Below are 21,369 nucleotides of genomic sequence, written 5' to 3'. Positions count from 1 at the left end.
GACCTACCTTGTGGCGACTGGGAACTTGGAAATGGTCCCACTTGGGGTTACCGCAGTGCAAGGTGAGCGTCCCCGGCTGCATATGTGCGCGCAACCTGTCATTCACCTTGTACGCATGGTCATTGCGGAGAGCCTCTCCGGAGGTTCACGGTATTTGCTGTGAGTAACGGCACAGGCGTTCAGCGAAGCCGTAGCCGCTTGAGGCAACGGTGGCCGAGTACCCGCACGAGTTCCTTCGACGAGGTCTGGTGAACCGTACGCGACTTGGCGGCCGCGGTGTGCCGTACGGGCGCGGTGGCCGCCGCGGCGAGGGCCCCGTAGAGCGCCTGTGCCGCGACCTCGGGGGCGATGCGCGGTCTGCGACCGTCGGGGGCGCGGACTTCTGCGTGGCGGACACCTGCACAGCGGACAAAAGGCGCATATCGCCGATAACTCGCACCCCCGACCCGCCGATACGCTCCGCGATCTCCGCACCGATCCCGGCGGCGGCCTCGACGGCCCACTGCGGAGTGCGGATCTTCACGTCGCCGGGACCGGGAGTGCACGTGTTCTTCATATGCATCACGGCGCCGTTCCGGACGAGCTGTGAATAGAGCTCCTCGGGCAGTTCATTGGCGCGGAATTCCTTATTAAGATTCCGCAGCATTTCGGTCTCGGCGAGGGTGAGCGAGCGATTCGCCGCGTCCGGATCGGGCCGCAGAAGATGCGCGGGCAGTCCGAGCAGCGCCTCGAAGGCGCGCATCAGGCCCTCCCGGTCCCGGTCGTCGACCACGACGACGGTGACCCGCTCCGGTCCGACCACCCGGGCCCAGCGCTCGACGAGCCGGTCGTGCCGGTGCCGGTGCCAGAAGCTGGGGCTGGGCTTGTCGTACGGCGGCTTCCTGAGCAGGTGCCGCAGCCAGTCCTCGTAGCCCATGCGCAGGCCGTTCTGCACGTACTGCTGCCACTGCGAGGGCATGATCCGCGCCAGCGGGCGCAGCGTGACCAGGACGTGCACGCGCTCGCCGCCGAGCTGCTCGACGATCCGCTCGATGGCCTCGGCGCAAGGGGCGTCGGCGAAGAACTCGCTGCTGATCACCGACGTGCGCCGGCCGGTGGCACGCACCTGCTCCAGCAGCCGCTCCCAGTGCCGCTCGGCGGGCGGGGTGTCGCCCATCATGCCGGTGCGGGCGCAGGCGGCCAGCACCGCCTCCATGGGGTGCCGGGTGGTGGCCGGCCACGCGACGCCGTGCCGGGCCGGCTCGTCCCTCGCCTCGAACAGGGCGCCCTGGATCGCGGTGGTGCCCGTCTTGTGCGGGCCGATGTGCAGCAGCCGGGTCCCGGTGGGCAGCGGGGCGATCACGCTGCCGTTGGCCGGGAGTTCATCTCTCGTACAGTCCGTCTCCATGGTCAGAGGACGGTAAGAGAGCTTCCTGGGACTGGGCTGAGAGTGACCTGGGACACGGATGAGTCCCAGGTCCCCCACCAGGAGTTACGGGAGTCACAGCGGTTACGGGAGCTACACGACCTCGACGCCCGGCTGCCCCGCCTCGACCCGCAGCCGCGCCAGCGTGCTCGGCGTGGCCGTCTGCTGACGCACCGTGTCCACGATCCTGACCTGCGCGTCGATGCCGTCGCGGCGGATGTCGAAGAGGTGGTAGCCGCGGTGCGCGTCGAGCAGCTTCCAGTGCGGGTTGTCCGGCAGGCGCGGGTCCCACTCCTTGTGGAAGGCGGCCTGGTCCTGGTCGCCGTTGCTGGAGATGGACGTCCCCACGAACTCCGCGCCCACGACGTCGGAGTCCGGGTCGGCGTAGTCCTCCTTGAGGTCGCTGATCATGGTGAGGTGGCGGTCGCCGGTGAACACGACCGGGTTGCGGACCTGCTTCAACTCCTGCATCAGGGCGCCTCGTTCGACCTGGTAGCCGTCCCAGGCGTCGTAGTACCAGAGCTTGCCCTCGCCGACCTTGAGGTCGGTCTCGGCCATCATGATCTGCGAGCCGATCATGTTCCAGCGGGCCGGCGAGTCATGCAGCCCGTCGAGGAGCCACTGCTTCTGCTCGGCGCCGAGCATGGTGAGCGAGGGGTCCTGGGCGCCTTCCTGGCTGGTGGCCTGGTCGCTGCGGTACTGCCGGGTGTCCAGCACACTGAGCCGGGCCAGGCGGCCGAACTCCAGGCGGCGGTACATCTGGATGTGCGGGCCGTTCGGGATGGCGCTCGCCCGGACCGGCATGTGCTCGTAGTACGCCTGGTAGGCCGCGGTGAGGCGGGCCACGAAGGCGTCGTGCGGCTGCTTGCCGGGGTCCTGCGGTATCTCTCCGGCGAAGTCGTTGTCGACCTCGTGGTCGTCGAAGGTGACCACCCAGGGCGCGTTCGCGTGCATCGCGGCGAGGTCCGGGTCGGTGCGGTACTGGGCGTACCGGTTGCGGTACTGGACCAGGCTGTACGGCTCACCCGTGCCCTCGTGCCGGCGCACGCCCGTCGCCGACGGCGTGGACTCGTAGATGTAGTCGCCGACGAAGAGGACGAAGTCGGGGTCCTGGGCCAGCATGTCGGCGTACGGCGTGAACCAGCCGTGCTGCCAGTTCTGGCAGGAGGCCAGCGCCATGCGCAGCCGGCCGCCGGAGCTGTGCGGGTGGGGGGCGGTGCGGGTGCGGCCGGTGGGCGAGATCTGGCCGCTCGCGCGGAAGCGGTACCAGTACGTACGCCCCGGGCGCAGCCGTCGTACGTCCACGTGGACGCTGTGCCCCAGCTCGGGCCGGGCCTGGGCCACACCGCGGCGCACCGGCTTTCCGAACCGTTCGTCCTCGGCGACCTCCCACTCGACGGAGACGACGCGGTCGGGCATGCCACCGCCGTTCAGCGGATCCGGGGCGAGCCGCGTCCACAGCACGACGCCGTCGGGCAGCGGGTCGCCGGAGGCGACGCCGAGGCTGAACACGCCGTCGGGCAGCGGTGTTTCGGCGGCTCGGGCGGCGGTCGGCAGCCACAGCTGGGCGGAGGCCGCGGCTCCGAGCACCGCGGCGCCCGCGGTCAGAAAGCGACGTCGGTCGGGCGATACGGATCCGGAAACACCGGTCATCGGCGAACTCCCCTGCCTCGCTGGCCTGTTGGACACTTCGGATGCTCACGCCCATGGGCGGTCCGGCTGCTGAACTACGAGCTTCGCGTGCATGACAAATAGGGAGACAACAGAAGACCCGTTGCGGCACGGGAACGTGCCCTTGCCACAACGGGTCCGGCGATCGATCAGGAGTTGAACCCGGAGCCCAGCTTCGCGTTCGCGGCGACCGTGCCGAGGGTGCCTGCGCCGAAGGTGAACGAGCCGGTCGGGGTGATGCCGGCCGACGTGGACTTGAACACCCACACCGACCCGGCGTTCGCGTTCTCCCCCGGTGCGCCGACGACGAGTTCGGCGCGGCCGTCGCCGTTGCCGTCGACGAGGTGGGTGGTGCGGCCGAAGGCGTCGCTGTTCTCCGCCGCGCCCGGCACACCGGTGGTGTCCTGGTTGACCCCCGCGGCGCCGGTGCCGGTCAGGCCGCTCGCGCTGCCGCGCAGCACGATGGCGCCGCCGGCGTTGCTCAGCCCGCTGAAGTCCTCGCCCGGCACGCCCGTCGAGACATCGGCGTACCCGTCGCCGTTGGCATCGGCGACCGAGACGTCGGAACCGAAACCGTCCATCCGCTCGGCGGCGCCCGGCACTCCGGCACTGTCCTGGTTGACGTACATCGCCTTGGTGCCGACGGGCCCGCTCGCGGAACCCGGGATGAAGGCGACCCGGCCGCCCTTGGGGATCGGAGTGTCGAGGTCGCTGTCGTAGCCGTCCACAGGGCGCCCCACCACGATGTCCTCGTAGCCGTCGCCGTTCACATCACCCAGGTCGAGCGACTCGCCGCCCTGCACCCGCCAGTCCCTGCTGTCGCGGAGCACGACACCCTCGGCGAGGCCGTCCTTCGTGCCCTGCCAGTACGTGACGCGGCGGGCGTCGTACTCGTCGCCGTCGTTCATGGCGGCGACGACGTCGTCGATGCCGTCACCGTTCACGTCACCGGTGGCCAGGTCCAGGAAGCGGGGATCGGAGTCGTCGTGCACGATCTGCTCCCCGCCGCTCGCGGAACCGTCCCGTCCGAAGGGCCCCTTGACGATCCGCAGCTTGGTGAGGCTCTCCACGACCACCAGGTCGGTCGCCCCGTCACCGTTCACATCGCCGACGGTGAGCTGGTCCTTGGCGCTGAGCCGGTCGTAGGTGTGGTGCCCGTACGCCAGCGCCGCACCGCCCGACAGCCCGTTCGCCCCGCCCCAGACGACCTGCACGAGCCCGGTCTCGGCGCCCCCTTCGACGGAGTCCTCGCCGGTGACGCCGACGATCAGGTCCGCGTACCCGTCCCGGTCCAGGTCGGCGGTGCTGACCGCGCTGCCGAACCGGTCGTCGGTCTCGGCGGAGTCGGTGACCCCGGCGCTGTTCTGGCTGATGACCTGCTTGGACGCGGTGTCGAGCCCGCTCGCCGAGCCGTACACCACGGCGACATACCCGGCGCGCGTCTTCCCGTCCACGGTCGCCTCGGGCGCCGCCACGGCGAGGTCGGCGTAGCCGTCGCCGTTGAAGTCGTCCCTGGGCTTCGCCGTGGCCGACGGAGTATCCCCGGCGGCCTGGGCGGCGGGCAGCGCGGCCGCTCCCGTCACCGCCATGACGACGGCGAGTCCCGTGCGCCAGGTTCCCTTGCGCCTCTTCATGCTGCTGTCTCCTGTCGGGTGCGTGGGGGAATGGTCGTACGGAGAGTTGTCGTCGTACAGGGATGTATGCGTCGTCCGCAGATGTATGTGTCGTACGAGAACGCCGTTGCCGTCAGTCCGCCAGTGCGGCACCGAACTTGGCGCCGGTCGCGGGCAGGCCCATGGTGGCCGAGCCGAACGAGAAGGAACCGACGGCGGTGATGCCGCCGGAGCCGGCCGAAAAGACCCACACCGAACCGTTGTTGGCGTTCTCGGCGGGGTCGCCCACCATCAGGCCGTCCTTCTTGTCGGCGTTGGCGTCGACCAGGGCGGTCTGCGCGCCGAAGCGGTCCAGCTTCTCGGCGGTGCCGGGCACGCCGCTGGTGTTCTGGCTGAACGCCTTGTATCCGGTGGCGGTCAGGCCGTTCGCGCTGCCCCGCAGCACGAGCACGGTGCCCGCGTCGGTGAGGCCGTCGAAGTCCTCGCCGGGTAGCCCGGTCGCCACGTCGAGGTAGCCGTCGCCGTTGGTGTCGCCGATGGACAGCCCCGAGCCCATGCCGTCGCCGCGCTCGCCGGCGCCCGGCACACCGGCGGTGTCCTGGTTGATCCACACCGGCTCGCGGGTGGTGGAGACGCCGCCCGGGCCGCCGTGGACGACGGCCAACGCGCCGCCCTTCGTGGGCAGTTCGACGTCGCTGTCGTAGCTGTCGTCGGAGTGACCGACGACTATGTCGCCGTACCCGTCCTTGTTCAGGTCGCCGATCTCGACGTCCTCGCCGCCGACGATGCGGCCCTGGGCGTCCTTGAGCAGGCCCTTGTAGGTGAAGCCGTCGGCGCCGCCCAGGAGCAGCTCGACCCCGCGCGAGTCGGACTCGTCGACGAAGGTGGACCGCACGGCGAGGTCGGCGATGCCGTCGCCGTTGACGTCGCCGGCCGTGATCGCCTGGTAGTTCTGGGGGTCCTCGGGATTGACGCGGAAGTAGTCCTTCTTCGCGGGCCGGCCGTCGCGGTCGAACGGGCCGTGGAACACCGTGCCGTGCGGGCTGTCCGCCCCGTCGGGCTCCCCGCTCATCCAGTTGTCGTTGCTCAGGGTCACCAGGTCCGGGTGCTTGTCGCCGTCCACGTCGGCCACCGTGAACCGGCCGTTCCAGGGGCGGCCCTGCGGAGCCCAGGTGAGCCTTGTCATGGTGGCCGAAAGGCCGCTGGGTCCACCCCAGTTGACCTCGACCGCATAGCCGTCCTCGACATCCATCATGTAGGCCTTCATGAACGAGACCAGATCGGCGTACCCGTCCCCGTCGAGGTCCGCACTCTCCAAGTACGTGCCGTACAGCCCCTCCCATGCCTCCGGGTCCGGGACGCCCGGGCCCTTCAGCACCTGCTTGCGGGAGGTCGACAGGCCGCTCGCCGAGCCGTACAGAACGCTCACCGCCCCGGCGCCGGCCTGGGTGTTCACGGTGGTGCCCGGTGCGCCGATCGCCAGGTCGGGATACCCGTCCCCGTTGAAGTCGTCGTGCAGCCGCTTGGTGCTCGGCGTGGTGGCCGTGGCCTCGGTGGTGGCGGCGTTGACGGCGGGCACCGCCAGCGCACCGGCGACGAGCGTGACGCCGGTGGCGAGGACCAGCCGTCTGCGGCGGGAGAGAAGCCTGCGGCGGCGAGAACGTGAAGCCATGTGAGTGTCCTGACGTACGTGGTGTGACGGAGGAGAGCGGTCAGTGGGCCGAGCGCGACCCCGAGATTCCCGTTGTCAGCGCTGTCAGCGCCGTCAGCGCCGTCAGCGCCGTCAGCGCGGGAACTCGGCACCCAGCCGGGCGCTGTCCGGCGTCGTGCCGAGCGCCTTGGCGCCGAAGGCGAGCGACCCCGTGGTGGTGACCCCGGAGGCGGTGGAGCGGAACGCCCACACCGAGCCGGCGTTCGTGTTCTCGCCGGGGGCGCCGACGACAAGGTCTGCACGCCCGTCGCCGTCGCCATCGAGCAGGGTGACGGCCTCGCTGAAGTAGTCACGGCGCTCTGCGGCGCCGGGGACTCCCGCCGTGTTCTGGCTGAACACCTTCGAACCGGCGCCGGTCGGGCCGGACGCCCCGCCCGGGATCACGGCGACCGTGCCCGCGTCCTGCACTCCGGCGAAGTCCTCGTAGGGGTTGCCGGCCACGATGTCGGCGTAGCCGTCGCCGTTCACGTCGCCCACCTTCACGGACGCGCCGAAGAGGTCACCCGCCTCGCCGACGCCGGGTACGCCTGGGGTGTCCTGGTCGATCATGCGCGGATCCCCGGACGGCAGGCCCTGCGCGGTGCCCAGGACGACGCCGACCCGTGAGCCGTACTGGCTCGGGTCGCTCGGCTCCTCGTTGCCGTTGGCCGGGCGGGGCCGGCCGAAGACGAGGTCGTCGCGGCCGTCGCCGTTCACGTCGCCGAGCTCGATGTCCTCGCCGCCCTCGATCTTGTCGCCCCGGCCGTTCCGCAGCACGGTGAGCGGTTCGAAGCCGTCCCGGGTGGCGTGGAGATAGTTGAGGTTGTGGCCCGAACTCTGGTCGCCCGGCTCCCAGTCGGCCGGCATGGTCAGCGAGACGAGATCGGTGAGGCCGTCACCGTCGACATCCCCGGCCGCCATCTCCAGCAGCGAGTCGTCGTGCTCGGAGACAGAGATGCCCTGGGTCCGGGCGGGCAGGCCCTCCCGGGTGAAGGGGCCGAACCGCACGCCCCCCGGCAGGGCCAGGTCCAGGTGGCCGTCGCCGTCGAAGTCGCCCGGGATGCTGTAGTGGGTGGCGAAGGCCCGCCCCGGCTGGAGGATCGTTCCGCCGGACAGGCCCACGGCGGAACCCCACAGCACGGTCTGGCTGTTCGTGCGCGCCTCCCCGCCCCACGTCCAGTCCTCGCCGGTCGCCGGTACCACCAGGTCGGTGTAGCCGTCGCCGTCCAGGTCGCCGGTGATGAGATGGGCGCCGAAGCGGTCGTCCACCTCGGGTGTGCCGGGAATCCCCGGCGAGGCCTGCGTGAGGACCTTCTTGCTCGCGAGGTCCAGCCCGTGCGCCGAGCCGTACACGACGGCGACGTAACCGGCCGCCTTCCTCCCGCCGACCACGGCGAGCGGGGAGCCCGTGGCGAGATCTTCGTACCCGTCGCCGTTGAAGTCCTGCCGCACACCCTCAGCCGAAGCCGCCGACCGCGGCTGCTGCGCCTGTGCGTGTGCCTGCGCCACGGGCAGAGCACCGCAGACGGCGGAGAGCAGGGCGACCGCGAGGACGACAGCACGCCGTGTTCTGTGCGAGGCAGGCAAGGGCACGTCCACTCCGGTTGTCGCAAGGGCAGTTGACGGCGGAGAGGCCCAAGATCCTCATCCGCACCGCCCAGTACGACTCACCGGGTCGACGGTTGGTTGCCCTGCCGTACGCCCCGACTTTCCCCGCCGTTAACGCGCCTGCGCAAAGGACCCTCTAAAACGGCTCGAAGTCGTCGAACTCCTGCTCCGCATCGTCCCGTTCGGCCTGCTTGTCACGCCTACGCTGCGCAGCCGGCCTCGGCGCCTCGAACCGATGGTCCTCACCCCGGCGACCCAGCATCTCCGCCCCGGACACCAGCGTCGGCTCCCAGTCGAAGACGACGGCGTTCTCCTCGGGCCCGATGGCGACGCCGTCACCGGAGCGTGCCCCCGCCTTCATCAACTCCTCTTCCACACCGAGGCGGTTGAGCCGGTCGGCGAGGTAGCCGACGGCCTCGTCGTTGCTGAAGTCGGTCTGCCGTACCCAGCGCTCGGGCTTCTCGCCGCGCACCCGGAACAGCGGCTCACCGTCGGCTTCCTCGCGCGTCACGGTGAAGCCCGCGTCGTCGACGGCCTTCGGCCGGATCACGATCCGCGTCGCCTCTTCCTTCGGCTTCGCGGCGCGCGCCTTGCCCACCAGCTCGGCCAGCGCGAACGACAGCTCCTTCAGCCCGATGTGCGCCACCGCCGACACCTCGAAGACCCGGTAGCCACGGGCCTCCAGGTCCGGCCGCACCATCTCGGCGAGGTCCTTGCCGTCCGGTACGTCGATCTTGTTCAGCACGACGATCCGCGGCCGGTTGTCGAGCCCGCCGTACTCCCGCAGCTCCGCCTCGATGATGTCCAGGTCGGAGACAGGGTCGCGGTCGGACTCCAGCGTCGCGGTGTCCAGGACATGCACCAGCACACTGCACCGCTCGACGTGCCGCAGGAACTCCAGGCCGAGGCCCTTGCCCTGGCTGGCGCCCGGGATGAGCCCGGGGACGTCGGCGATGGTGTACACGGTCGAACCGGCGGTCACCACACCGAGGTTGGGCACGAGGGTGGTGAAGGGGTAGTCCGCGATCTTCGGCTTGGCGGCGCTCAGCACGGAGATCAGCGAGGACTTGCCAGCGCTCGGGTACCCGACCAGCGCCACGTCGGCGACCGTCTTCAGCTCCAGGACGATGTCCTGCAGGTCCCCCGGCTCGCCGAGCAGCGCGAACCCCGGCGCCTTGCGCCGCGCCGACGCCAGCGCCGCGTTGCCGAGCCCGCCCCGGCCGCCCTGCGCGGCGACGTACGACGTGCCGTGCCCGACCAGGTCGGCGAGGACGTTGCCGGCCCTGTCGAGGACGACGGTGCCGTCCGGCACGGGAAGGACCAGGTCCTGGCCGTCCTTGCCGGAGCGGTTGCCGCCCTCGCCGGGCTTGCCGTTGGTGGCCTTGCGGTGCGGGGAGTGGTGGTAGTCGAGCAGCGTGGTGATCGACTGGTCGACGGTGAGGATCACGTCACCACCACGTCCGCCGTTGCCGCCGTCGGGCCCGCCGAGCGGCTTGAACTTCTCACGGTGGACGGAGGCACAGCCGTGACCTCCGCTACCCGCGGCGACATGCAGTTCGACGCGGTCCACGAAGGTGGTCATGGTGGGTGCCTCCAGCACTTCGAAAAACGTACGAGTATGTCTCTGCTCTAACACGCGAAAGGCGGACCCGCCTTCCCACCAGGGAAGTGAGGTCCGCCTCGCGAAAGTGTCCGATCAGGCGACCGGAACGATGTTCACGACCTTGCGGCCACGGTGGGTGCCGAACTGCACCGCACCGGCGTTGAGCGCGAACAGCGTGTCGTCGCCGCCACGGCCGACGCCCGCACCGGGGTGGAAGTGGGTGCCGCGCTGACGGACCAGGATCTCGCCCGCGTTGACGACCTGACCGCCGAAGCGCTTCACGCCGAGGCGCTGAGCGTTGGAGTCACGACCGTTACGGGTGGACGATGCGCCCTTCTTGTGTGCCATCTCTCCTCAGTCCCTTACTTCGCAGCCGCGGGGATCTCAGTGACCTTGATCGCCGTGTACTGCTGGCGGTGGCCCTGACGACGGCGGTAGCCGGTCTTGTTCTTGTAGCGCAGAATGTCGATCTTCTGGCCCTTGTGGTGGTCCACGACCTCGGCCTGGACCTTGATGCCGGCCAGCACCCACGGGTCACTGGTCACAGCGTCGCCGTCGACAACGAGCAGGGTCGAGAGCTCGACCGTGTCGCCAACCTTGGCAGTGGAAATCTTGTCAACCTCAACGATGTCGCCGACAGCAACCTTGTGCTGGCGACCACCGCTGCGCACGATGGCGTACACGCGGATCTCACTCTCTCGCTCGGGAACGGCACCCCCGCAGTCCAGCCACCCGGCAGAGCAGGCGGCCTCTCCCGGCCGGAAAGTCCGAGAGGAAGAGGTTTACGGGGAGGTGGCGCGTCACCTGTGGACACGCCGACAGTCAAGGTTACGGGGCCGCGGCCAGGGGGGTCAAACCGGGCCGGGCCCCAACGGAGTGCGGCCGGTCACAGGGACCGGCCGCACCGCGTGTCACTCGTCGGTGAGCGTCACTCGTCGGTGGCGGCAGAGACCGTGGTCTTCTTCGCCGTCGACTTGGCCGCGGCCGTCTTGGCGGTCTTCGCCGCCTTCTTGGCCGTCGCCTTCTTCGCGACCGTCTTCTTGGCCGCGGTCTTCTTGGTGGCGGCCTTCTTCGCCGTGGCCTTCTTGGCCGTCTTACGGGCGGCCGTCTTCTTGGCCGGAGCCGTCTCCTCGACGCCCTCCTCCGCGGCCGGGGCCTCCGCAGCGGCGCCGGGCTCGGCCTCCGCCGCCGGGACGACCACGACGGCCGCCTCCTCGGACGTGGTCGGCGCGGTGGCCTTGCGCACGGCACGGCGGCGCGGACGGGCCGGAGCGGCGCTCTCGGCGACCGCCTCGGCCGGGGCCTGCCCGGCCTGTTCCGCCGGAGCCGCGGCCGGGGCCTCGGCCTCCGGTTCGGGCGCCGGGGACGCGGCCTCGCTGACCGTGACCACGGCGGCCTCGGCCCCCGCGGGCGACCCGGCGGGCGCGGACACCTTGCGGGTCGCGCGACGACGCGTACGTCCCTTGGGCGCGGCCTCCTCGGCGACCGGAGCCTCCGCGGCCGGAGCCTCGACGACCGCGTCCTCCACGGCCACGGGCTCGGCCTTCGCCTCGGCGGCCGGCTCCGGCTGCACCGGACGCGCCACCTCCTCGGCGACGGTCACGTCCTGAGCCGTGGGAACCGCCTCGGGCTTCCTGGGCGCACCCGCCGGAGCGGACACGCGCCGACCGCCACGGCGCCGCGAACGACCGCCGCGCGCGGCCGCGGCCTCCGCCTCGGCGACGCTGCTGTACAGCTCCTCGTCCGGCGCGAAGGCAGGCTCTGCCAGCGCGGCGGGCTCGGCGACCTCCGCGGCCACCTCGGCCTCGGTCTCCGCCTCCTCCTCGGCCGTCTCGACCGGCTCGGCGGCGACGGACGCCTCGTGCACGTGCTCGGGCCCGGCACCGGCACGCGCGCGCTTCTTGCGCTTGCCGCCGCCACCGACGGCCGTCGGCTGCTCCATGTGCACGATGACACCGCGACCGTTGCAGTGGACGCAGGTCTCGGAGAACGACTCCAGCAGCCCCTGCCCGACCCGCTTGCGGGTCATCTGCACGAGCCCCAGCGAGGTGACCTCGGCGACCTGGTGCTTGGTCCGGTCCCGGCCCAGGCACTCCAGCAGGCGCCGCAGCACCAGGTCCCGGTTGGACTCCAGGACCATGTCGATGAAGTCGATGACGATGATGCCGCCGAGGTCGCGCAGCCGCAGCTGGCGGACGATCTCCTCGGCCGCCTCCAGGTTGTTCCTGGTGACCGTCTCCTCGAGGTTGCCGCCCTGGCCGGTGAACTTGCCGGTGTTGACGTCGACGACGACCATCGCCTCGGTCCGGTCGATCACCAGCGAACCGCCGCTGGGCAGCCAGACCTTGCGGTCCAGCGCCTTGGCGAGCTGCTCGTCGATCCGGTACGTGGCGAAGACGTCGACCTCGGAGGTCCACCTCTGGAGCCGCTCGGCGAGGTCGGGCGCGACGTGCGAGACGTATCCGTGGACGGTCTGCCAGGCCTCGTCACCGCTGACGACGACCTTGGAGAAGTCCTCGTTGAAGATGTCCCGGACGACCCGGACGGTCATGTCCGGCTCGCCGTACAGCAGCGTCGGCGCGTTGCCGTTCTTGGCCTTCTTCTGGATGTCCTCCCACTGCCCCTGCAGTCGCTCGACGTCCCGGCGCAGCTCGTCCTCGCTCGCGCCCTCGGCGGCGGTGCGCACGATGACGCCCGCGTCCTCGGGGACGATCTTCTTGAGGATGGTCTTCAGCCGGGCCCGCTCGGTGTCGGGCAGCTTGCGGCTGATGCCGGTCATGGAGCCCTCGGGGACGTACACGAGGTAACGGCCCGGCAGGGAGACCTGGCTGGTCAGACGCGCGCCCTTGTGCCCGATCGGGTCCTTGGTGACCTGGACGAGCACGGACTGGCCGGACTTCAGGGCGGACTCGATGCGCCGCGGCCCGTTGGCCATGCCCAGCGCCTCGAAGTTGACCTCACCGGCGTAGAGGACGGCATTCCGTCCCTTGCCGATGTCGATGAAGGCGGCCTCCATCGACGGCAGCACGTTCTGGACCTTGCCCAGGTAGACGTTGCCGACGTACGAGGTCGACTGCTCCTTGTTGACGTAGTGCTCGACGAGCACGTTGTCCTCGAGGACGCCGATCTGTGTGCGGTCGCCGTGCTGACGGACGACCATCACGCGCTCGACGGCCTCGCGGCGGGCGAGGAACTCGGCCTCGGTGATGATCGGCACGCGGCGGCGGCCCTGCTCACGGCCTTCGCGGCGGCGCTGCTTCTTGGCCTCCAGGCGCGTGGAGCCCTTGATGGACTGCACCTCGTCGGACGGCTCGGCCTTCGGGCGGGGCTCGCGGACCTTGACGACCGTGCGCTCCGGGTCGCCCTCGCCGGGCTCGGCGTCGACGCCGGTGTCACCGGCGCGACGGCGACGGCGACGACGGCGCCGGCTGCTGGAGCTGGAACCGCCGCCTTCTTCGGCGCCCGCTTCCTCGGCGTCCTCTTCCTCCTGCTCGACGGTGTCCTCGGCGTCCTGCGCGGCCTGCGCCGCGGCAAGCTCCTCGCCCTCGCCGTCACCGCCCTCGGCGTCGGCGGCCTCACCGCGACGACGACGCCGGCCACCACGCCGACGACGCCGACGCGACCCGGTCTCCTCGGTCTCTTCGGCCTCGTCCGCCTCTTCGCCCTCGACGATGTCCTCGGCGGCCTCTTCGGCTTCCTCGGCCTCGTCCTCGGCGGCGGTCTCGACGTCCTGGGCCGCGGCCTCCTCGCCGAACGCGCCGCCCCGGCGCCGGCGACGACGCCGCGACGCGCCCGCCTGCTCCTCCGGGACCTCCTCGACGTCCTCGGTCTCCACCTCGGCGGCGGCCTCGGCGGCGGCCCGCTGGGGCGTCTGGAACTGCGGCTCGGTGAACACGGGCGCCTGGAACACGGCCACGGCAGGCCGCGCCGGGCGCGGGGTCTCGGGCGCCTCGGAGGCGGGGGCCTGAGCGGGCGCGGCGAATCCGGCGGCGGCCCGCCGGACGACACGACGACGACGGCGGGGGGCGGCTTCCTCGTCGGCCTCGGCCGCGGGTGCCTCGGCGGGCGCTCCCACTCCGGTGACCGCGGCGGTCTCCGCCTCGATACCGGCGGCCACGGGGGTCTCGGCGGTCACCGGCGTCTCGGCGGGAGCCTCGGCGACGGCGGCCTCGGGCGCCTCAGCGGCCTCGGCGGGCGCGGACACACGCCGCGTGGTACGGCGCCGACGACGCGGGGCGGCGGCCTCGGCGGCCTCACCGGAGTCGGCAGCGGCGGTCGGCGCGGCAGCCTCGGCAGGCTCCTCCGCCTCGGCGGAGATCTCCGCACTCACCGCCGCCTCGGCGCCGGTGTCAGCCGCCGTCGGCTCGGCGGCCTCGGCAGCGGCAGGCGCGGACACCCGACGTGTGGCACGCCGACGCGTACGACGCGGCGCCGCCTCCTCGGTGGCCTCGGCACTCTCAGCCGCAGGCGCTTCAGCAGCGGCGGGCACCTCAGCGGCGGCAGGGCTCTCGGCAGCGGGGACCACGGTCTCGGCGGCCTCCGCCTTCGCCGGAGCACCAGCGGGGGCCGACGCACGGCGCACCGCACGCCGACGCGTACGACCGGCGGGCGCGGCCTCCTCGGTCACCTCGGCGCTCTCAGCCGCAGGCGCCTCGGCAGGAGCCGGGCTCTCCTCGGCCACGGACGCGGCGGCAGCCACCGGCACCACGGTCTCGGCCGCCTCGGCGGCCGCGGGTGCCCCGGCGGGCGCGGACGCACGGCGCACCGCACGGCGACGCGTACGACCGGCAGGCGCGGCCTCCGCGGCCTCTTCGGCTTCCGCGGCCTCAGGAGCCACCTCGGCCTCGACGGCCTCGATGCTCTCCTGCGCCTCGTCGGCCTCGTCACTCGCCGCCGCGACATCGGCGGCCTCGGCGACCGGTATGGCCGGCTCGACCACCTCTGTGGGCTGTGCCTCGGCGGCAGCCGTCGGCGGGCCCGCCGGGCGGGACGCGGCACGGCGCCGGCGGCGCGGCGGCAGGGTGTCGCTGGGTGTGTTCAGTTCGGAACCCTCGGTGGGTTCGGTCGGTTCGAGCATGCGGGCGTTTCTCCCGTCAGGCTCCCGGGCGCCGCACCTGGTCCGGCGAAGTGCCGGTGACGTCCGCGGCTCGCGCATCGCGCGACTGCCGCCGTCCGGGGCGCGGGCGCCGCACGGGAGCTCTCTGTGTCCTGTCTCGCCGGTTCCGTACACCGAATGCGTACGGCCTGGCGAAAGTCTTCTGGTCGGTGCGCTGCCCGACCCAGGTGGCTCCCGAGTACAAGGGCGACGCTTCGACGTCCGTCCCTACGCGGAACCTTCCTTACGCCGGCGCCGTCGCGGCGGCAGCGGTCTCGGCCTCGGTTGGGGCCGTCGCTGCCTCGCGGTCGGGCGCGAGCGGGTCGGTCACCGTGCCGGTCTCTTCATCGAACAGCCCCTGCGCCAGCCTGGTCACCGCTGCGGGGACCGGCGGCGCCAGGTCGGCCACGGCGCGGAGACCGGACAGGACGTCGTCGGGTCGTACGGCAGGCGTCACGTGCCGAACAACCAGCCGCAGTATCGCACAGGGCTGGTCGGTCGGCCTATCAGCTGCCGAACTGTGTGTTTCCGTTCCGTCGGTGCTTTCGAGGTGGACGACCGCGGGGCGGGCGTCGAACGTGCGCACACCGTTCTTCGTCATGCGCTGCACCTCGACCGCCCCGGCGGCGTTGAAGGCCGCGACCGCGCGCTCGGCGTCGGCCGGGTCCACGCCGTCGAGCCGCAACTCCCAGACCGACGCCGTGAGCCGGTCGGCGAGCCCGGAGATGCGGGCCTCGACCGCCTCGATGACGTCAAGCCCGGCGGGCAGCGACTCGTCGAGGAGCACTCTCAACTGCTCCGGATCGCGCGCCTCGGTGAGGGCGATCTCCAGATACTCCGCCTCACTGCCCGTGCCGGTGGGTGCGGCATTGGCGTACGACACCTTCGGATGCGGCGTGAACCCCGCCGAGTACGCCATCGGCACCTCGGCACGGCGCAGCGCACGCTCGAAGGCGCGCTGGAAGTCACGGTGGCTGGTGAACCGGAGGCGGCCGCGCTTGGTGTAGCGCAGTCGGATGCGCTGCACCGCGGGTGCGGGCGGCGGGCCTTCGGGCTGTCGCTTGCCCAGTGTCGTTCAGTCCTTCGTGAGAGCGGTCGTACTGCTACCAAGAGTACGTGTCTCACGGCCCGGAGGTTCCCGCCGGGCCACCGCCTCCCGCTGCTTCGGCTCCCCGAACAGCATCCGCCGGAAGTCGGCCCGCGCCTGCCGTACGGATTCTCGGGCGGCGGTGAGCGCCTGCCGGGTGGCGCGCCCCACACTTCGGGCGGCCTCGGCGACGGGCCGCAGCACCACGTCCCGCACGACGTGTCCGACCGGCGTGAGCACGGTCCGGTACACCCAGCGCACCGGCTCCACGAAGACCCACCGGAAGAGGCTCGCGAGGAACCGTCCGACGGCGAGCGAGATCCGTCCGGCGACCCGCCACGCATGCCCGAGCGCGTCCCAGATCTCCCTGCCGACGACGGCGAGCACACGGCCGACGGGCGCGAGCACCCACCGGTACAGGCCCACCGCGGGCAGCACGAACAGCACGCGCGCGGTCCAGTACAAGGCGATGCCGATCCCGGTGACGACCGTGCTCACGAGCCACACAAGACCCCGGACGCACCAGGCGATCGCCCGCCCCGCCGGGGCGAGGATCCACTCGTACACCCACAGGGCGGGGACGACGAGGAGATATCGCCCCAGCCACGCCACCACGCCCAGCACGCCCAGCCCGATCGCGGCGAGTACCGCCCCGAGCCCCCTGAGGACCCACATCACCGCATGCCCGACCGGCGTGAGCACGCGCGCGTAGAGCCACCCCATCCCGGCCCCGATCCCTCGCGCCAGCCACGCGCACGCGTGCCCGAGGGGAGTCAGCACGTACCGGTACAGCCACACCACCGGTACGACGAAAAGCACGTTCCCCAGCCAGGCGAGCCCCTTCGCGACGGGCACGACGACGTACCGCCACAACGCCACGAACGGCCACACGAACACCGCCCGCCCGAGCCACAGCAACGCCCGGCCCAGCGGCCGGAGCACCGTGTCGTTCAGGAAGCGCCCGCCGACGACGAGCGCGTCCCACGCCATCCGCACCGGCACGACCAGCACGAGCACGACGATCCGCACCGGGATCCGGATCGCGACGACCAGGCACCCTTCGGGGTCCTGGCGCTGCGGTGGCGGTTTTTCGAGATCCATGTCGTCGTAGACGCCGGAACGACCTGGTCGGATGCAGCTCGGGGACACGATCCGGCAACTACCGCGCGTGCGACCGCGCCCAGGCGTCGAAGACAGGGCGACCGAGGTCTACGAGGCCCGAGCACCGTGGGACGCCGACTGGCCCGGCTGGAGTCGGACCGTCTGCTGCGGGTGATCAGGCAGCTCGACTGGTCGGTGTCCGGCGATGGCCACCCCTGGCACATCTGGGTGACGGCGGAAACGGGCCGCGCCTCCAAAGTCGCCCCCCCACCTCTCCGAACGACACCACGGCCGCCTCGGCGCCCTGACTCGGGCTCACCTCTCCCGATCCAACAGTTCCCGGACGAGCGCGACCAGGGCATGGGGTGACCTCGCCACGGTCTGCGGCAGCTTGCGGGCCGCGGGAGGGACGATGTCCGAGCCGTCGAGATTGATGATCCAGAGCTGGAGTTCGCCCACCTGGTGCCGGCGCAGAGCCAGTTCGAGTTCGTCGTAGCAGAACCTGCTCAGTGCGTACGACCGGCTCCACAGGGCGATGAACAGGTCGGCCGAGAGCAGCGCGTCCTCGATCGTCGGCTTGACCATGCGGTCCGGCCGCAGCTCCCTCTCGCCGATCAGCGGTGTGATCCCGACACCGGACAGGTACACCTCCAAGGCCTGCGCGAACTCCGAGTCGGGCGATGCACGGCTGATGAAGGCGCGAGCCGGCGGCCACCTGTAGTTGTGCGGGTTGCGCAACCGCGCGGTCACCAGATACTCCGCGATCTCCATGGCGTCGACGACCGCTTCCTTGTCCTTGAGCCGGCTGTGATCCAGGCCGGGATGGACACGCGCCCAGTTGCGCCGCTCAAACGCCCGTCGGGACGCACCACCGAGGAATTCGAACGGCACGATCGGCTTCCCCCGGGCCTCGGCCAGATGCAGCAGGGTGTTGGCGGTCTTCGCGACACGGCCGCCGACCGAGATCAACACATCGGCTTCCTCGAGGGCCTGGATCTGGCAGAGCAGCCACGCCTGCTCCCAGGAGTCGTCGTCCTCGGGGCCGGGATAGTACCAGTTCTTGATCTCGACGCTGTGACCGGTCCCCAGCATCTCCAGCAGTTCCTTCTGGTTCTGCGCGACGCGTGGGTGGCGGGGACTGTGCAGATGGACGATGCGCCCCGCGCCGGACTGGACGTAGCCGATGACCGTGTGAAGATCGGCGGAGTCAGGAAACGGACTGCACACGATGAGTTCGGCGCCGGACTTGGCCACGGCTTCCCCCAACTGCGTACAGACGTGCGCGACCTGGGACTTCTCGTAGTCGGGGTAGGTGGTCTCCCCGGTGACGCCGCCGATGACATGGACGGACCTGACCCGCGACGTCGCGCTGACCTGCGCACGGCTCCTCTTCGAAGCCAGCCGGAGCGCCAGCAGCTTGAACAGGACCTCCGCGGAGGAACGGGCCGCGAACCGCTTGTAACGGTCGTCCTTGCGGGGGTCGGCATGATCCATGACACCCTTGGCGACCACCCAGTCGGGAAGGTTCAGCCTGTGCGCGACATGCGCGATGGTGGCGGATTCCATCTCCAGACCGGTGACGGAACGAACGCCCCACCTTCTCAGCTGGCCCCAGGTGAGGCCGTCCTTGACCACCACGTTCCCACTCGCCATCGGCCCCACGGCGACGGCGTACGGCAGCTTGGCGGGGCCGTTGAGGTCGTCGTAGACGGCCTGTTCGATGAAGGAATAACCTGCGTCCGTCAAAGACAGCGCGGCGCCGTCGCGCGTGACCAGGCCGTCCGATTGCAGGGCCTGGATCTGTTCGACCCACGACCGCCCGGACAGGTAACGGGAGCGAGCCGGGTGCCGTCTGGGGTCGTCGCCCGCGTAGAGACGCTCCAGCAGCCAGATCCTCGCCTCCGCCCCCGACACCTCGCCGTAGCTCGGGAGATCTGTGGTGACCAGATCCTGTGCCGCACGAACCCAGACGTCCTGCGCGGGAATCTGGCGGTGGTCCCCCTCGAAACCGTCGGGGGTGCGCCGGCCCTCGTCGTAGGCGTACGCCAGCTCGGCCACGACCACGTCACCGAGCGCGACATCGGCCGGATTGCCCGCGCACACGCCGCACATGGCGAGGCATCGGGGCCGCAGTCGCTCGACGAGCGACGACACGACAGGCGCCGTGGCAGCGGATCCCATCCGCGTGGGGCGCGCGAGTCCGACGGTCATGTGGGAGCCGTCGGCCAGAAGGTACCTGCCGACCAGGTAGGGGGTCGTGGACTCCCGCTCGCGCTCTTCCCAGACCCTGACCCCCGGGTTGTCCGCGTACCCCGCCGAGCCGGCCGCCCGGGCGGCGTCGTACTCGTCCTTGAGCGCCGTGATGATCAGTGCATCGACCTCGCCCATCCCGCCTCCCCCACCGGGCCCCCGAGACCGACAGCACTCAGCCCCGCGTCCACCCTATGGTGCACACGGGGCCGAACATCCGCTTGCCGCCTACTTGTTGACCACGCTCAACGGCAGCAACTTCTTGCCCGTCGGCCCGATCTGGATATGCGTGTCCATCTGCGGACACACCCCGCAGTCGAAGCACGGCGTCCACCGGCAGTCCTCCACCTCGGTCTCGTCGAGGGCGTCCTGCCAGTCCTCCCAGAGCCAGTCCTTGTCCAACCCCGAATCCAGGTGGTCCCAGGGCAGGACCTCCTCGTACGTGCGCTCGCGCGTCGTGTACCAGTCGACGTCGACGCCGAAGGCGGCCAGCGCCTTGTCGGCGCAGCTCATCCAGCGGTCGTAGGAGAAGTGCTCGCGCCAGCCGTCGAAGCGGCCGCCGTCCTCGTAGACCGCGCGGATGACCGCGCCGATGCGGCGGTCGCCCCGGGAGAGGAGGCCCTCGACGATGCCGGGCTTGCCGTCGTGGTAGCGGAAGCCGATCGAGCGGCCGTACTTCTTGTCGCCGCGGATCTTGTCACGGAGCTTTTCGAGACGGGCGTCCGTCTCCTCGGCCGACAGCTGCGGGGCCCACTGGAACGGCGTGTGGGGCTTCGGGACGAAGCCGCCGATCGAGACCGTGCAGCGGATGTCGTTGGACTTCGAGACCTCACGGCCCTTGGCGATCACGTTCATCGCCATGTCCGCGATCTGCAGGACGTCCTCGTCGGTCTCCGTCGGCAGCCCGCACATGAAGTACAGCTTCACCTGGCGCCAGCCGTTGCCGTACGCCGTCGCGACCGTCCGGATCAGGTCCTCTTCCGAGACCATCTTGTTGATGACCTTGCGCATGCGCTCGGAGCCGCCCTCGGGGGCGAAGGTCAGGCCCGACCTACGGCCGTTCCTCGTCAGCTCGTTCGCCAGGTCGACGTTGAACGCGTCCACGCGGGTGGACGGGAGGGACAGACCGATCTTGTCCTCCTCGTACCGGTCCGCCAGGCCCTTCGCGATGTCGCCGATCTCGCTGTGGTCGGCCGACGACAGCGACAGCAGGCCTACCTCCTCGAAGCCCGTCGCCTTCAGGCCCTTCTCGACCATCTCGCCGATGCCCGTGATCGAGCGCTCACGCACCGGGCGCGTGATCATGCCCGCCTGGCAGAAGCGGCAGCCGCGCGTGCAACCGCGGAAGATCTCCACCGACATGCGCTCGTGGACCGTCTCCGCGAGCGGAACGAGGGGCTGCTTGGGGTAGGGCCACTCGTCGAGGTCCATGACCGTGTGCTTGGACACACGCCACGGGACGCCCGACTTTTTCGGTACGACGCGGGCGATACGGCCGTCGGGGAGGTACTCGACGTCGTAGAACGCCGGGATGTACACCGAGCCGGTCTTCGCGAGGCGGAAGAGGACCTCCTCGCGGCCGCCCGGCTGCCCCTCGGCCTTCCACTCGCGGATGATCTTCGTCATGTCCAGCACGGCCTGCTCACCGTCGCCGATGATCGCCGCGTCGATGAAGTCCGCGATCGGCTCGGGGTTGAAGGCCGCATGGCCGCCGGCCAGCACGATCGGATCGTCGATTCGGCGGTCCTTCGACTCCAGCGGGATGCCCGCCAGGTCCAGGGCCGTCAGCATGTTCGTGTAGCCCAACTCGGTGGAGAAGGACAGACCGAACACGTCGAAGGCGCTGACCGGACGGTGGCTGTCCACCGTGAACTGCGGGACGTGGTGCTCCCGCATCAGGGCCTCCAGGTCCGGCCACACGCTGTACGTGCGCTCGGCGAGGACGCCCTCCTGCTCGTTGAGGACCTCGTAGAGGATCATGACGCCCTGGTTGGGCAGGCCGACCTCGTACGCGTCCGGGTACATGAGCGCCCAGCGGACATCGCATGACTCCCACGGCTTGACCGTGGAGTTGAGCTCTCCGCCGACGTACTGGATCGGCTTCTGCACATGCGGGAGCAGAGCTTCGAGCTGCGGGAACACCGACGCAGCGACTTCGGCAGGCATCTCGCGAACCTTCGTGAGCGGGACTGAACGGACAGGGGTGACCATCTAGCCTAACGCGGCCGCGACGGCCCCCCGCACGC

At 70.9% G+C, this 21,369-nt stretch carries 13 protein-coding genes; all 13 read right to left on the bottom strand.

Features of this window, described 5'->3' with window-relative positions; all coding sequences use genetic code 11:
* Positions 1-145: 145 nt before the first annotated feature.
* Positions 146-1,387, bottom strand: a complete 1,242-nt coding sequence (locus QQM39_RS30505; RefSeq protein ID WP_302000752.1) for a hypothetical protein — start codon at positions 1,385-1,387, stop codon at positions 146-148.
* A gap of 111 nt (positions 1,388-1,498) precedes the next feature.
* A complete protein-coding gene (locus QQM39_RS30500; RefSeq protein ID WP_302000751.1) occupies positions 1,499-3,058 on the bottom strand; it encodes an alkaline phosphatase in 1,560 nt (519 codons plus the stop codon).
* Positions 3,059-3,225: 167 nt separating this feature from the next.
* Positions 3,226-4,710 carry an FG-GAP-like repeat-containing protein gene (locus tag QQM39_RS30495; RefSeq protein ID WP_302000750.1) on the bottom strand — a complete coding sequence of 495 codons (1,485 nt, stop codon included), beginning with the start codon at positions 4,708-4,710 and terminating at the stop codon, positions 3,226-3,228.
* Between the two features lie 112 nt (positions 4,711-4,822).
* Entirely contained in the window at positions 4,823-6,361 is a 1,539-nt protein-coding gene (locus QQM39_RS30490; protein WP_302000749.1) for an FG-GAP-like repeat-containing protein, read from the bottom strand.
* A gap of 111 nt (positions 6,362-6,472) precedes the next feature.
* Positions 6,473-7,972, bottom strand: coding sequence for an FG-GAP and VCBS repeat-containing protein (locus tag QQM39_RS30485; RefSeq protein ID WP_302000748.1), 1,500 nt, complete (start codon positions 7,970-7,972; stop codon positions 6,473-6,475).
* A 151-nt stretch (positions 7,973-8,123) separates the two neighbouring features.
* Positions 8,124-9,569 carry a GTPase ObgE gene (obgE, locus tag QQM39_RS30480; protein WP_302003779.1) on the bottom strand — a complete coding sequence of 482 codons (1,446 nt, stop codon included), beginning with the start codon at positions 9,567-9,569 and terminating at the stop codon, positions 8,124-8,126.
* Positions 9,570-9,683: 114 nt separating this feature from the next.
* Complete coding sequence (gene rpmA, locus QQM39_RS30475; protein ID WP_030961848.1) at positions 9,684-9,938, bottom strand: 50S ribosomal protein L27; 255 nt, start codon at positions 9,936-9,938, stop codon at positions 9,684-9,686.
* A 14-nt stretch (positions 9,939-9,952) separates the two neighbouring features.
* Entirely contained in the window at positions 9,953-10,273 is a 321-nt protein-coding gene (gene rplU / locus QQM39_RS30470) for a 50S ribosomal protein L21 (protein WP_004931419.1), read from the bottom strand.
* Between the two features lie 245 nt (positions 10,274-10,518).
* Positions 10,519-14,667, bottom strand: a complete 4,149-nt coding sequence (locus QQM39_RS30465) for an Rne/Rng family ribonuclease (RefSeq protein ID WP_302000747.1) — start codon at positions 14,665-14,667, stop codon at positions 10,519-10,521.
* Between the two features lie 262 nt (positions 14,668-14,929).
* Complete coding sequence (locus tag QQM39_RS30460) at positions 14,930-15,712, bottom strand: TIGR03936 family radical SAM-associated protein (protein WP_302000746.1); 783 nt, start codon at positions 15,710-15,712, stop codon at positions 14,930-14,932.
* 48 nt (positions 15,713-15,760) lie between these two features.
* Complete coding sequence (locus QQM39_RS30455) at positions 15,761-16,873, bottom strand: hypothetical protein (RefSeq protein ID WP_302000745.1); 1,113 nt, start codon at positions 16,871-16,873, stop codon at positions 15,761-15,763.
* A 315-nt stretch (positions 16,874-17,188) separates the two neighbouring features.
* Complete coding sequence (locus QQM39_RS30450; RefSeq protein ID WP_302000744.1) at positions 17,189-19,261, bottom strand: TIR domain-containing protein; 2,073 nt, start codon at positions 19,259-19,261, stop codon at positions 17,189-17,191.
* A 90-nt stretch (positions 19,262-19,351) separates the two neighbouring features.
* Positions 19,352-21,289: a TIGR03960 family B12-binding radical SAM protein gene (locus QQM39_RS30445; protein WP_302000743.1), complete on the bottom strand. Its 1,938-nt coding sequence runs from the start codon at positions 21,287-21,289 to the stop codon at positions 19,352-19,354.
* Positions 21,290-21,369 lie beyond the last annotated feature (80 nt).

The organism is Streptomyces sp. DT2A-34 (genome assembly GCF_030499515.1).
In the GTDB taxonomy this organism is placed as follows: domain Bacteria; phylum Actinomycetota; class Actinomycetes; order Streptomycetales; family Streptomycetaceae; genus Streptomyces.
The sequence above is the reverse complement of the archived record's forward strand: the minus strand, read 5'-3'. Positions and strand labels throughout refer to the sequence as shown.